Source organism: Massilia sp. P2_C2, assembly GCF_056404615.1.
In genome coordinates, this window is the sequence record NZ_JBFUDR010000265.1 from 1 (window position 1) to 14,419 (window position 14,419).

Annotated in this window: 9 protein-coding genes and 1 pseudogene; 1 reads left to right on the plus strand and 9 read right to left on the minus strand. The window is 65.6% G+C overall.

The window, feature by feature from the left end; all coding sequences use genetic code 11:
- The first annotated feature begins 36 nt into the window (after positions 1-36).
- On the plus strand, positions 37-564 hold the full coding sequence (locus tag AC1DYX_RS23890) for a YggT family protein (protein ID WP_477263484.1): 528 nt from the start codon (positions 37-39) through the stop codon (positions 562-564).
- 201 nt (positions 565-765) lie between these two features.
- On the opposite strand, the gene AC1DYX_RS23895 is transcribed toward AC1DYX_RS23890, so the two are convergent.
- The 9 genes and pseudogenes from AC1DYX_RS23895 to AC1DYX_RS23935 all read right to left on the minus strand — a co-directional run bounded on the left by AC1DYX_RS23895 (position 766) and on the right by AC1DYX_RS23935 (position 14,206).
- On the minus strand, positions 766-1,704 hold the full coding sequence (locus AC1DYX_RS23895; protein WP_477263486.1) for a carbohydrate kinase family protein: 939 nt from the start codon (positions 1,702-1,704) through the stop codon (positions 766-768).
- Positions 1,705-1,712: 8 nt separating this feature from the next.
- Entirely contained in the window at positions 1,713-3,260 is a 1,548-nt protein-coding gene (locus AC1DYX_RS23900) for a DUF3426 domain-containing protein (RefSeq protein ID WP_477263488.1), read from the minus strand.
- A gap of 3 nt (positions 3,261-3,263) precedes the next feature.
- A complete protein-coding gene (gene prmA / locus AC1DYX_RS23905; protein ID WP_477263490.1) occupies positions 3,264-4,217 on the minus strand; it encodes a 50S ribosomal protein L11 methyltransferase in 954 nt (317 codons plus the stop codon).
- Positions 4,214-5,623: an acetyl-CoA carboxylase biotin carboxylase subunit gene (gene accC / locus AC1DYX_RS23910; RefSeq protein WP_477263492.1), complete on the minus strand. Its 1,410-nt coding sequence runs from the start codon at positions 5,621-5,623 to the stop codon at positions 4,214-4,216. The genes prmA and accC overlap by 4 nt, the downstream gene beginning before the upstream one ends.
- 72 nt (positions 5,624-5,695) lie before the next feature.
- Positions 5,696-6,183 (minus strand): annotated as a pseudogene (gene accB / locus AC1DYX_RS23915) (acetyl-CoA carboxylase biotin carboxyl carrier protein).
- A gap of 88 nt (positions 6,184-6,271) precedes the next feature.
- Entirely contained in the window at positions 6,272-6,709 is a 438-nt protein-coding gene (gene aroQ / locus AC1DYX_RS23920; protein WP_477263494.1) for a type II 3-dehydroquinate dehydratase, read from the minus strand.
- Between the two features lie 107 nt (positions 6,710-6,816).
- Complete coding sequence (locus AC1DYX_RS23925) at positions 6,817-7,371, minus strand: TlpA family protein disulfide reductase (protein WP_477263496.1); 555 nt, start codon at positions 7,369-7,371, stop codon at positions 6,817-6,819.
- Positions 7,364-7,993: a hypothetical protein gene (locus tag AC1DYX_RS23930; protein ID WP_477263498.1), complete on the minus strand. Its 630-nt coding sequence runs from the start codon at positions 7,991-7,993 to the stop codon at positions 7,364-7,366. Before AC1DYX_RS23930 ends, AC1DYX_RS23925 begins: the two co-directional genes overlap by 8 nt.
- A gap of 63 nt (positions 7,994-8,056) precedes the next feature.
- Positions 8,057-14,206, minus strand: coding sequence for an AAA family ATPase (locus AC1DYX_RS23935; RefSeq protein WP_477263500.1), 6,150 nt, complete (start codon positions 14,204-14,206; stop codon positions 8,057-8,059).
- Positions 14,207-14,419: the final 213 nt, after the last annotated feature.

Here is a 14,419-nt window from a genome sequence, read left to right on the forward strand (position 1 = left end):
GCTTTCACACAGCGGTTTTTTTTTCAAGGAGTCCTCGTGCTGCCCATTCTTAAATTGATCGTCGATACCGCGGCCGGTGTGCTCGGCGGGGTCTTGCTTCTGCGTTTCTGGATGCAGGTGATCCGCGTGCGTCCGCCGGCTTCGGTCGCTCAATTCACGTTCACGTTGTCCGACTGGCTGGTGCGTCCGCTGCGCCGTCTCGTGCCGGGCATGGGTGGTTTCGACTGGGCCAGCCTGCTCGGCGCCTTCCTCGTCGTGCTCGCAGCGTCTTCGATCCTCCTGCTGGCCGGGACGAGCGGCCAGGCCGTCGTGCTGATCGCGCTGTTCCGCCTGCTCGACTGGATCCTGTACGGCTTCATGGGCCTGTTGATCATCGAGGTGATCTTCAGCTGGATCAATCCGCATGCGCCGCTGGCGCCGTTCGTCCACGCGCTCAACGCCCCGCTGCTGCGGCCTCTGCGTCGCGTGATCCCGCCCGTGGGCGGTCTCGACCTGACGGTGCTCGTGGCACTGATCCTCATCCAGATCGCGCAATACCTGCTGCGCCAGGTGTTTGTGGTGTGACCGCTAAAAACCTACTGCGCGTTGCAGGGCTGGCCTGCGATGCTCGCTGTACGTCAGTACAGCTGCGCTTCTCGGCCACCCCTGCTGCCGCTCGCGACGGTTTTTAGCGGTCATTTGGCGTTTCGAGAAAAACCAAACAGCAATCAAAAACAAAGCGCGCCGGTCCCATGAGGGACGGCGCGCTTTTTCATGGGTGTGCGGTCAGAAGCGGTAACCGAACGCCGCCTCGAACTGGTCCGCGATGCTCGCCGGCGTGAAGCTGTGGTTCTGGCCGCCCTGGTGGGCGATCTTGATGGACCCCAGCAGGCTGGCCAGGCGGCCCGTCGTGGGCCAGTCGAGATCGTTGGCGATGCCGTACAGCAGGCCGGCGCGGTAGGCGTCGCCGCAACCGGTCGGATCGACCACGCTGGCCGCCGGCACGGCCGGGATCTTGTGGTGCTCGCCCCCGGCGTAGATGTCCGAGCCCGCTTCGCCGCGGGTGACGATCAGCGCGTCCAGGCGCGACGCGACGTCCTGCAGGGTCAGGCCCGTACGGTCCATCACCATTTCGAATTCGTAGTCGTTGCAGGCGAGGTAGCTGGCCTGGTCGATGAAGGTCAGCAGTTCTTCGCCGTTGAACATCGGCAGCTGCTGGCCCGGGTCGAAGATGAACGGCACGCCCCGCTCCGCGCAGTCGCGCGCGTGCTTGAGCATGCCGTCGCGGCCGTCCGGGGCGATGATCGCGACGCGCAGCGGCAGGAAGTCGGCCAGGCTGTTCTCGTGCGAGAACTGCATCGCGCCCGGGTGGAAGGCGTTGATCTGGTTGTTGTCCAGGTCGGCCGTGACGAAGCACTGGGCCGTGTACGCGTGGGCGATGGTGCGGATCGCATTGGTGGCGAGGCCCTGCTGTTCCATGCGGTCGAGGTACTCGCCGCCGTCCTGGCCGATGGTGGCCATGATCAGGGGCTCGCCGCCCAGCAGCTTCAGGTTGTAGGCGATGTTGACGGCGCAGCCGCCGTATTCCGTGCGCAGCGTGGGCACGAGGAACGAGACGTTCACGCGGTGCAGCTGGTCGGCCAGCAGGGTTTCGCCGAAACGGCCGTGGTATTGCATGATCTTGTCGAAGGCGATCGAGCCGCAGATCAGCGAGGTCTTGGTCATTGGAAGCCTCAAGGATAGAAAACGAAAGTGTGGTAGCCGGACGGCTGCAGGCCGGCCAGCGTGAAATGCAGGGTGACCGGCTGCTCCGAGTGCGGGCCGAAACCGTTCGCCGCCGGCGTGCCGCGCGGCAGGTAGTCGGCGGGCGCCAGCACGCGGCGCAGCACCGGTTTGTCGTTGGCGTCGGTCAGTTCGAGCTCGATGCTGGGCCAGGCCAGCACGAGATTACCCTGGTTGCGCAGCAGCGTATTGAGCGCGTAAGTGTCCGGCCCCAGCGTGGTCAGTTCGCCCGTCTCGATGACGAGGTTCTCGACCTGCGCCGGCAGTTCCACGCGGCAGCCCAGCACGACGCAGGCCGCCTGCAGCACGGGTTTCATGGCCGGGTGCTGTACCGCCAGCACGTTGCGGAAGCCCAGGACCGCCTGCGCCAGCAGCGCGAGCAGCAGCGCGACGGCGCCCAGGGCCATCAGCACGCGCCGCGTGCGGCCCATGCGTTCCTGGCGGCGGCTGCGCTTGACGAATTCCGGTTCGTCGACATCGCCGTCGGCCGGCAGGCGCAGCTTCGGCGGCTCGATCTTCGTCGGCRTCAGCTTCGAGCGCCGTGCGCGTGCTTCGGACGCGCGCGCGGCCTTGCTGCGTACCGGTTTCACGGGCGGGATCATGGCCGGGGAAGGCGCGGACGGTTCGCTCGCGGCCGATGCGCGCAGGGGCAGGGCGGCGGGCGGGATGTCATCGGTCGATGCGGCGGCCGGGCGCATGCCGGGTTCCACCGTGGATGCCGGCGGCGGCACGGAGACTGCCGGCTCGGGCTCGGGCTCGGGCTCCGGTGCAGGTTGCGGCTCCGGTTCCGGTTCGAAATCCGGCAGTGGCTGGGCGACGATCTCCTCGTCCACCGGCAGGCTGAAGCTCGGCTCGATGCGGCCGGCGGGCGCAAATGCGCTGGCCGCAGGCGGTTCCGGCGGCGGTGCCGTGGCGACGTCCACGGGCGGTTCGGCGACGGGCGCCTGCGCGGCCTCGGCGGCCGGGGCATCGACGACGGCCTCCAGGCGCGGCTCCACGCGTCCGGCCGGCGCATACGCGGCCGCGGACGGCGGGGCATTGGGGGATTCGATGTCGACCGGCCCGGCTTCGACCACCGGAACCGCCTGCGTGGCGGGTGCCTCGTCCTCCGGCTCGGGCGCGCGTGCGCCGCCCGGGCGCCAGACGTGCGCGCGTGGCCCCGGAGCGGCAGGTTCGGGCTCGGCGGCAGGCTGCGTCTCGTCCGGCGTCACGGTCTTCGGCAGGATGCCGAGCGGATCGAAGGTGTGGTCGAAATCGAGGGTGTAGACGGGCAGCGTGTCGACGCCGGCATCGTCGGCATCTTGCGGCGGAGACGGCGGGACGGGCGGCGTGTCCGCGGGGGCGGGCACGGCCGGCTTGTCCAGGTCGATCAGGTGGGCGTTGCCGTCAAAGATGCGCTGGCAGGCGCCGCAGCGGACGATGCCGCCGCGGAGCTTGAGCTGGTCCGCGGCGACGCGGAACGTGGTGTGGCAATGCGGGCACTGGGTGGCGAGCGCCATGCCTTATTTGCTGCCGTCGGCAGTCGCACGAGGCTCCGGTGCATTCTCTGCGCCAAGCTGACCGTGCAGGGCGACCCAGCCGTCCAGCTCGGCCCAGACGCCCAGCTTGATGAAAGGCGCGTAGGCGGCGGCCACTTCCTCGGCCTGGCGCGCGAGCACGCCCGACAGGATCAGCGACCCACCGTCGGCCACGCGGCCGGACAGCATCGGCGCCATCAGTTTCAACGGGCTCGACAGGATGTTCGCGACGACGATGTCGAAGCGTTCGTTACCATGCCTGGAGGCGACGAAGTCGTCCGGCACGTAGAAGTCGATCTCGCAGCGGTTGCGTTCGGCGTTCAGCCTGGCCGATTCGATGGCCTGCTCGTCGATGTCGACGCCGGTGACGTCGGCCGCACCGAGCTTTTTCGCCACCATCGCGAGGATGCCCGAGCCGCAGCCGTAGTCCAGCACGGATTTACCCGGTGCCGGATGGGCTTCCAGCCATTCCATGCACAGGCGCGTGGTCGGGTGGCTGCCGGTGCCGAAGGCGAGGCCAGGGTCGACTTCCAGGATCAGCGCGTCGGGATCCGGTGCTTCGTGCCAGCTCGGCACGACCCAGATGTTCTTGCCGATATGGATCGGTTCGAACTGGGATTGCGTCAGGCGCACCCAGTCGGCATCCGCGACGGCGCGCGTCGTGAACGCGGGCGCCTGCGCGAGGCCGATGGCCGCCGCCGCTTCCGCGACGATGGCGGCCTGGTCGGCATCCTCGTCCGTCAGGGCGACGACGCGGCTGTGGTCCCAGGCAGCTTCCCTGGGGACCATGCCCGGTTCGCCGAACAGCGGCTTTTCCGCGTCCGTGCCTTCGTCCGCGTCTTCCACCGAGACCGACAGCGCGCCCGCTTCCATCAGGGCATCAGAGAGCCCCTCGGCGTGCTCGCGTGCGATCTCGATCATGACTTCGATCCAACTCATAGGTCAGCCTTAGAGTCTGCAGCCTCGGCCTTGGCGCCGATCGCGCCATCCTTCGGCAGGTCCGGCTTGTGGGCCAGCTTCTGCTCCAGGTAGTGGATGTTGGTGCCGCCCTCGATGAAGCGGGCGTCGACCATCAGTTCGCGGTGCAGCGGGATGTTGGTCAGGATACCCTCGACGACCATTTCCGACAACGCGATCTGCATGCGGCGGATCGCCTGGTCGCGCGTGGCGCCGTAGGCGATGACCTTGCCGATCATCGAATCGTAGTGCGGCGGCACGTAGTAGCCGGCGTACGAATGCGAATCGACGCGGATGCCGGGGCCGCCAGGCGGATGCCAGCCGGTGATGCGGCCCGGCGACGGGGTGAACTTGAACGGGTCTTCCGCGTTGATGCGGCACTCGATCGCGTGGCCCGACAGCATGATGTCGCGCTGGCGGAAGCGCAGGCGCTCGCCGCAGGCGATGCGGATCTGTTCCTGCACGATGTCGATGCCGGTGATCATTTCGGTGACCGGGTGTTCGACCTGGACGCGGGTGTTCATCTCGATGAAGTAGAACTCGCCGTTTTCGTACAGGAATTCGAACGTGCCGGCGCCGCGGTAGCCGATCTTGCGGCAGGCTTCGGCGCAGCGGTCGCCGATCTTCTCGATCAGCTTGCGCGGGATGCCCGGTGCCGGCGCTTCCTCGATCACTTTCTGGTGGCGGCGCTGCATCGAGCAGTCGCGCTCGCCCAGCCAGACGGCCTGCTTGTGCTCGTCGGCGAGGACCTGGATTTCCACGTGGCGCGGATTCTCCAGGTATTTCTCCATATAGACTTCCGGGTTGCCGAACGCGGTGCCGGCTTCCGTCTTGGTCATCGCGACGGCATTCAGCAGCGCGGCTTCCGTGTGCACGACGCGCATGCCGCGGCCGCCCCCGCCGCCGGCGGCCTTGATGATGACCGGGTAGCCGACGCGGCGCGCGGTCTGGATGATTTCCTTCGGATCATCGGGCAGGGCGCCGTCCGAGCCCGGCACGCACGGCACGCCCGCGCGGATCATCGCCTGCTTGGCCGAGACCTTGTCGCCCATCAGGCGGATCGATTCCGGACGCGGGCCGATGAACACGAAGCCCGATTTTTCGACGCGTTCGGCGAAGTCGGCGTTTTCCGACAGGAACCCGTAGCCGGGGTGGATCGCTTCCGCGTCCGTGACTTCGGCCGCGCTGATGATCGCCGGCATGCTCAGGTAGCTCTGCGCCGATTGCGCGGGACCGATGCAGACGGACTCGTCGGCCAGTTTCACGTACTTGGCGTCCTTGTCCGCCTCGGAGTGCACGACGACCGTCTTGATGCCCATCTCGCGGCAGGCGCGCTGGATACGCAACGCGATTTCACCACGATTGGCGATAAGAATTTTTTCAAACATGGTAAGTTCGGTGTTTCTTTGAGTGCCGGCGACATGCCGGGAGGGCGCGGTCGGACGACCGCGCCGGAGACGTTAGCCGATCACGAACAGCGGCTGGCCGAATTCGACGGGCTGGCCGTTTTCCACCAGGATCTTGGTGACGGTGCCGGAGAGGTCGGCATCGATTTCATTCAGGAGCTTCATCGCTTCGATGATGCACAGGGTATCGCCTTCCTTCACGGTCGAACCGACTTCCACGAAGGCCGGGGCGCGACTTCCACGAAGGCCGGGGCGCCCGGTGCCGACGAGCGGTAGAACGTGCCGACCATCGGCGACTTGACGACGTGGCCGGTCGGCTCGGCCGGTGCTGCCGGCGCGGCGACGGGGGCGGYGGCCGGGGCATGCATGGCCGGTGCCGAGAATTGCTGGACGCCTTGCTGCGGCACCATGACCATCTGATTCTGCGGGATTGCCGAGGACTTGACGATGCGGACCTTGCTTTCGCCTTCGGTCACTTCGAGTTCGGCGATATCCGACTCGGCGACGAGGTCGATCAGTGTCTTGAGTTTTCTTAGATCCATGTGAAACCCCTTGGAATTATTTGTTTAAGAGCATGCGGCGCGTCGGGTGGTGCGCACTTACGCGCGGAATGCGTGAAGTTGTCGTAGATTAACGCTGTTTCAGCGCGAAGTCGATGGCAAAGCGATATCCATCAGCTCCCAGTCCGCAGATCGTGCCTTGCGCGATCGCCGACAAAAAGGAGTGGTGCCGAAATTCCTCGCGCTTGTAAATATTAGAGATGTGTACTTCCACGAAGGGAATGTCCACGCCTGCCAGCGCATCGCGCAGCGCCACGCTGGTATGGGTCAATCCACCCGGATTGATGACGATCGCATCGATGCCCTCCTGGCGGGCAGCGTGAATACGGTCGATCAGCGCACCTTCATGGTTACTCTGGAAACAGGCGATCTCCGCCCCGGCTGCTTGTGCCTGGGCGGTGGCGGCCTGCTCGATGTCGGCCAGCGTTGTCGCGCCGTACACCGCAGGCTCACGCGTCCCCAGTAAATTCAGGTTGGGGCCATTGAGCAGCAGTAGCTTTTTCGCCATGTTTAACCGTCTGTTTTGCCCGAAAGACAGGCATTTTGCCGTCAACGTTACGTGTTGGCAAGCGATATAAAGAAGTCCGAAAAGAAATGAACGACCGTTCGCCTGACCTATAACCTGGCCAGGTCGGCGCGCAGCTGATCGAACTTCAGACGGCCCAGGTAAGTCTTGCGGACCTGCCCATCTGCGCCGATCAGCACGGTAAATGGCAGCCCGCCGTTCGCGTTGCCGAGGCCACGCGCCAGGTCGGTGCCTCCCATGCCGCCTACGTACAATGGGTAGGAAATCTTGATTTTGCGGGTAAACTCGGCGAGGTTGGTGGGGGAATCGATGCCGATGCCGATCACATTGAAGTGCTTGCCACCATCCCCGGCGGCCAGTTCGGACAGTTCCGGCATCTCCGACACGCAGGGTGCGCACCACGATGCCCAGAAGTTCACGAGCAGCGGCTTGCCCTTCCACTGGGCCAGCGGTTGCGGCTTGCCGGCCAGGTCGTTCAGCGAAGTCGCATACAGGTTCGCGACGGCCGTGTGCGGACGGCCGTCCGCCGGCGCATACGTCGTCGTCAGCGGGCCTTTTGCATCCTGCTTGACGCCGGCGATGGCGCCGAGCACGGTGAAGGCGGCGGCCAGGATCACATAGCCGGCCAGGTGTTTTTTATTCATCTTGTTCAAGCGATTCGTTATTCATCAGGGCACGCAGGCCGGCCGCGTCGACCCGCTGCAGGCGCCCGTCTGCACGCGGCTTCAATGCGCCCCGCAGGTCGTTCATTTCATACAGCTCGGCGTGCACCATTTCCTTTTGCCACATGAAGCTTACCGTTTCGACGGGATTGTGGCGCCCCCCCTTGAAGTGGGGAGTTTCAGAAATATCAATATTGACGTTGCGGTTCAGGAGCCAGATTTCGACGTCCTTGGCGCTGTCGGCAAACAGTTGCAGGTGGATGTCGTCATGTTCGCCTGCCGTTCCATTCAGTACGGCACCGGTCAGATAGGGGCGGAAGTCGGCCAGCTGCTCCATCACCTCGAGGGCCGTGCTGCGCAGATGGCGGATGCGCACGGCCTGGGCCGGGCCCAGGAACAGGGCCTGGTAACGTCGAACTTCGTCTTCAACCTGGAGATTGTCCGGCAGGGAATTCGGGGACGGACGATCCACGCCGAGCACCTGGCGCGCCGCCTTCGTCTTGGCCGTGGCGTAATCCGCGCCATCCTGGGCGATCATGCGGGCGGCCGCCGCGGCGATGCGCGCGCGCACCTGTTGGAGGTCGTCAGTTGAATTGGGCATCATACCCTCGATCATACCCTCGAACGGAAATGGGCATCGCGTCGGTGCCTTCCGGAAACCCGGGCGTCACTGGCCCGGAGCGCCGTTCCGATGCGCCTCGACCATTTGCAGCACGGCCTTGGACTGATAGCGCTTGGCCAGTGCGCTCAACTGGTTGGCGAACGGACGATAACGTTCGCCAAGTTCGGCCAAGCGCTCGACGTGCGCCACGATCGCCTGCATATTGCCCACCCTGGCCAGCCGGTACAACAACTCCATCTCTTCCGCCGGCGGCGTCACGACGGGCTCTCCGTCCGGCGGCGCTTCCGTTCGCGTCACGCCATGGATCCATTCGAGTCCCAGCAGACTCTCTATCTGCCCCAGCAGCTCGTCCACGTCGAGCGGCTTGGGGAGGAAGGCGTTCATGCCGGCCGCCAGGCATTGTTCATTGTCACTGTCCGATATGCTCGCCGACAGCGCGATGATCGGCACTTCCGCGAACTCTTCCTGTCGACGCAGCCTGCGTGCGACTTCCAGCCCGTCCAGCTTCGGCATGGCGATGTCCATCAGGATCAGGTCGGGCCGCAGGCGTTGCGCCATCTCCAGCCCGTCCTCGCCATTGGCCGCCTCGACCACGTCGAAGCCGAGCGACACCAGCAGGTCGACCACCACCGCCCGGTTCTCGGGAATATCGTCGACCACCAGCACCTTCCTGCGCGCGCCCGCGTAGCCGGTCACGATCGCCGGGGGCGCCGCCGCCGCCGCTGCGTGCAGCGGCGGCGCCTGGATGTCGAAGCGGAACGTACTGCCCTGGCCGACCCGGCTGTCGACCTCGATCTCGCCACCCATCAGGCGCACATATTGCCGGCTGATGGCCAGGCCGAGGCCGGTGCCGGCCAGGTGCCGCCGCACGTCGCCGGCCTGCTCGAACGGTTCGAAGATGATGTCCAGTTGGTCGGGGGCAATGCCGATGCCGGTGTCGCGCACTTCAAAGCAGAGCCGGTCCGGCGGCGCGAAGCGCACTTCAAGCGTGACACTGCCGTCGTCGGTGAACTTGATGGCATTGGACAACAGGTTGAGCAAGACCTGACGCAGCCGCTTTTCGTCGGCCAGGACCCAGATTGGCAGGTCGGAAGGAAGGTCGCACACCAGTTGCAACCCCTTTTGCGCGGCTTTCACGCCCACGATGTCGACGATGGTCTGCACGAACCGGACCAGCGGAATGTCGGCCGGGTAGAGTTCCATTTTGCCGGCTTCGATCTTGGCCATGTCCAGGATATCGTTAATGAGGGTCAGCAAATGCTCGCCGCTCTTGCGGATGATGTCGATCCCGGCGAGCTGCCGTTCGCCCAGCGCCGGGTCGCGTTCCAGGACCTGGGSATAGCCGAGGATGCCGTTCAGCGGGGTGCGCAATTCATGACTCATGTTCGCCAGGAAGGCGCTCTTGGCGAGGCTGGCCGCCTCGGCGGCCTGGCGCGCCTGGCGCTCAGTCTCGGCCTGTTTGCGCTCGGTGAGGTCCAGCACGAACGCCACGCCCTCGTCCGGGGAGTCGTCGAACAGGACGGCGCCGACCAGCACCGGGAGACGGGTACCGTCCTTGCGCAGGAATTCTTTTTCATAAGGCGTGCTCGTCCGGGTCGCGCGCACTTCCGCCAGCTTTTGCTCGTCGATCGCCTTGTATTCCGGCAGCGTCATCCGTTCCCAATGCACTTTTCCATCCGCCAAGTCTTGCCGCGTATAGCCGACCATCTGCAGGAACGCCTCGTTGGCGTCCGTGATGCTCCCGTCCATGCCCCAGAAAACGATGCCGATGATGTTGGAATCCACCAGGCGGCGGATCCGGGCTTCGCGCGCCTGCAGGCTGGCATAGAGCGTCGCGTTTTCCAGGGAAATGGCGGCCTGGGAGGCGAGCAGTTCCAGGAGGGCGAGCTGGTTATGGGTAAAGGCCCGCGGCACCAGGCGGTTTTCCAGATACAGGATGCCGACCAGGATCGTCTGCTTGGTGAGAGGGATGCACAGGATCGACCTGGGCATCTGCGCGTGGAAATACGGGTCTTCGGAAAAGAGGTGTGGTGCCGCCGCGTCGTCCAGCAGGATGCTTTCACGTACCCGCGCCACGTAGCGCAGCAGCGATTCGGGTAAAGCTCCCAGGTCTGCCGGGGCCGGCCGGAGGGCGATGTCGATCGCGTCACGCGTGCTGGTCGCCTCGGCTTCGACCCGGAAACCGTCTGCCGCCGGCAGCAGGAGCAGGCCGCGGTCGGCGCCGGCATGTTCGACGGTCATCCGCATCAGGGTTTCGATCAGGGCGGGGAGCACGATTTCCCGCGACACGGCCTGGGAGGCCTTCACGATCGTGGCGATATCCAGTTGCCGGTTGGACGTGTCGATGGGCGCCAGTGCCGGCGCCGGCGACCAGTTGCCGGCGGCGTGGGCATGGCGCCGGTCGAGCTGGTCCACCTTGCCGTCCGCGCCGTAGCGCACATAGCACGCGCGGGCCTGYCGCAGATAGGTATACGCGATCTCCGCGAAATCGCGTGACCGGTAGAAATCCGCTGCGAGTTCGTAGGCCAGGGCTTCGATATGCATGAAGCCTTGCTCGCGTGCCGCGGTAATCGCGTCCTCGTAGTGGCGCATCGCCTCCATGTCGCGCTGCTCGATGCGGGCGATTTCGGCGGCGACGAGAGCGGCGCGGTTCCCGAAGTTTTCCGGACAGTTCGCCGCCCAGATGGTGAGTTGCCGGTGGTGTGCGGCGAGCGCCTCCCGCAGCGCGGGCCGCTCGTCGGGGGGCGCTGTATCGTAACGGGCCGCGCTCGCCAGCGCGCGAAAGAAGTGATATTCGGACAGGTCGATAAAGGAGGGGATGGTCCAGAGCAGCGGGTGCGCGTGCGTTGCCGCGTCGAGGGCGCCCGCGGCGTCGCCGTAGAAGTAGCGGATCTCCATCGTGCGGATCCAGTAGGCGCAGTGTGAGACGGCCACGTGCGGCTCACGTTCGAGGTGCTGCCGGAATTCTTCCTCGGTGCATTCCACGTTGCCGGCCAGGCGGAACTGCTGCGGCAGTCCGCGCAGCGCGCGCATGCACATCAACTGGGTATTCATCGTGGCGATGACCAGGCCGAACCGGGCCTTCTGCGCGAAGCCGAACAGGTGCTCGGCCTCCTGCTGGACTTCGCCGAGGCGGGCACCCTCCGCGAGCCGCAGCGCGATCAGGCAGTTGCAGCAATACGAGGCATACACCAGGTTGCCACTCTCGCGGGCCGCGTCGAAAGCGCGGCGGATGGCATCGATGCCGACCCGCACGTGGCGCACCCACTGGCTGATCAGGCACCCGAATCCCAGATAGGTTTGCGCTTTAAAACGCTGCAACCCGCGTTGTTCGAGCAGGTCCAGGCCGAGCTTGCCGAACCGGTAGCCGCGCTGGTAGTCGCCGAAGTGCGGGCCCAGGACCATGCCCACGACGATATAGGCGAGACAGGATGCGTCGCAGTTGCCATGCTCCATGCTGATGTTCGCCATGCGTGCGCCGATGAGGCAGAGCAGATTCTCATCCGTGTGCAGCGCCGGCCCCTGGCCCCACATGAGGACTTCGAGTGCGCTCCGCCATGGCGCTTCGGCCATCAGCGGCAGGTCGATGAGATCCTCGATGGCGCGGCTGCCGATCCGCTGCCACATCGTGTCGAATTCGCGCCGGACGTCGTCGTCGGTCGGGTGCGGCGACCAGGCTATGCCGAGGCGGCGCAGATACTCGATCACCGCCGCGACACTGCGGTCCGGCCGGTCCAGTATCGCATACAGCGCGGTCTGGGCCGAGGCGACGGCGGCCGCGTCCACGAGGCCGGCCGCGCGCTGCGCCAGCAGCGCCAGCCGTTCCTCCGCCGCGGCCGTCCGGCCGCTCAGGGATTCGCATTCGGCCCGGCCCAGTTCGAGGGCGAAGGTCAGTTCGTAGCGATTGTCCCAGCAGTCCGGCGCGAGCAGATCGCAGCCGGCGCTGAAAAATACCAGCGCGGACGCGTAGGCGGTCGCCGCCTTGGAACGCTTGCCGGCCATGAGATTCAGTTCGGCCAGGCGCGCCTGCTCCGCGGGCGATGTCATCAGGGCGGCGCCGCGGTTGAGCTGGTTCACGATTTCGAAAATGTTTTCCGCCAGCGCGTCCGGCGGTGTATGGTCCAGCAGCAGGCGTCCGATGTGCAGGTGTGCCGCCGGCCGTTCGGGTTCGGGAATCAGCGAGTAGGCCGCTTCCTGGACGCGATCGTGGAGAAAGCAATACGTGCCGTCGCGCCGCCACACGAGCCCGACGCGGTGCGCCTCCCACAGCGCCTGGTGGCTGGCCTCTTCCGGCTCGCCCCGCAGCATGGCGAGCGTGGCGACGTCGCCGGCGTTGCCGAGGCAGGCGAGCTGGCGCAAGGCGTCCTGGGTCACGGCGGGCAGGCGGGCCAGTTTTCCGACCAGGAGTTCCACGACATTGTCCGTGTAGCCCTTGGCGCGGATGCGCTCGATATCCCAGGTCCAGGCAGCCTTGCGCGCATCGAATGTCAGCAGTCCTTCTTCGTGGAGTGCGATGAGAAACTGGATCGCGAAGAATGGATTGCCGCTGGTTTTTGCGTGGACCAGTGCCGCCAGGGGTTCGACGGCGCGGCGCGTGCGATGCAGGGAGTCGGCCAGCATGTCGGTCACGCTGGCCACGGACAGCGGAGCAAGATTGACTTCCGTCACGCTGGCGCCGGCGCGCCGGATCGCATCCAGTCTCAGCATGAGAGGGTGGTCAGGGCCGACTTCGTTGTCCCGGTAGGCGCCAACCAGCAACAGGTAATGCACGTCCTCTTCGCTGATCAGGTCATGCAGCACACGCAAGGTCGCCGCATCCAGCCATTGCAGGTCGTCGAGGAACAGGACGAGGGGGTGTGCGGACTGGGCGAATACGCAGAGAAATTTCTTGAACACCCTTTGAAACCGGTTCTGGGCATCCATCGGCGGCAGTTCCGGCACGGGGGCCTGCCTGCCGAGGATGATTTCCAGTTCCGGGACCAGGTCGACCATCAGCTGGCCGTAAGGATCGACCGCCTTCAGCAGCGCCTCGCGCCAATGGCCCAGTTCCGCTTCGCTCTTGCCCAGCAGGCGGTGCACGAGGGTCTGGAACGCCTGGGCGAGCGGCGCATAGGGAATGTCCCGTTTATATTGATCGAACTTGCCGGACGCAAAAAAGCCGCGGGGCCCCACGATCTCCCGCTGCAACTCATTGACCACCGCCGATTTGCCGATCCCCGCATAGCCGGAGACCAGCGCCAGCGCGCTGTTGCCGGTCCTGACCACCTGTTCGAAAGTGTCCACCAGGGTCCGCACCTGGGTTTCGCGCCCGTAGAGCCGTTCCGGAACACGCAGCCGTTCGGAGACATCCCGGCTGCCGAGCCGGAACGACCGGATCTTCCCCTGGGATGCCCAGCTTTCCTGGCAGCGCTGCAAGTCTGCGATGAGGCCGGCCTCCGACTGGTAGCGCTCCTCGGGCATCTTGGCGAGCAGCTTCATCACGATGGCCGAGACGGCTTCCGGCAGGCCGGGCACTCTTTCGGCGGGCGGGACGGGTTGGCGGGCGATGTGGCTGTGGATGCTTTCCAGCGGGTCGAGGGTGGGGAACGGCAGCTCGCCCGTGAGCATGCGGTAGAGGATGATGCCCAGCGCGTAAAAATCGCAGCGGGCGTCGACCGAGCGGTTCATGCGGCCCGTCTGCTCCGGCGCCAGGTAGGGCAGGGAGCCGGCGATGATGTCGGACGGTTCCAGGACCTGGTGTTCGAAGGGCACCCGGGACGCGCGCCCGAACCCCAGCAGGCGGACCTTTTCCTCTGCTACGAGGACGTGGGCGGGAAGAAGATCCTTGTGGATCAGGCCGCGGGCATGGACCTGGCCGAGCGCGCTCGCCAGCGGGATGGCGAGCGCCAGGGTGGTGGCCACGTCCAGCGCGGTACCGAGTAGGCTTTCGAGCAACTCGCCGCCGGGATCGTCGAGGAGCAAGGTGAGCCGGCCCGCCTCATGCACCAGGGCGCGCGGCCGCACTGCCCAGGCGGGATCGAGTTCCGTCCTCAGCGCATACTCACGTTCCAGGCGGGCAAGCGTCGCGGCTGCCGGATGCTCGTCGAGGGCCGCCAGCATCAGGAAGGAGGTGGCGTCGCCGGCAAATCCCCGATAAATGGCCAGTTCGCCATCGTGGCCGAGGATGTCCAGGGACTTTTTCTGAAACCTGGTCATTTCAGTTGCCCCAGCACGCGGGAGAAAGCCCGGATCCGCAGCCTGGCGGATAGCCCGGAATTCTTCTCGAACGTACAAAATAATTGAAAACAATTATATAGGCAGGTGCGTCCGCCGTACTGCTTAGAAAGTGCGAGGAATGTGGCGTTTGGTAGAATCGCGTATTCGCTTCCACCGACACCTTATTTCGGCACGTCATGCACATCCATATCC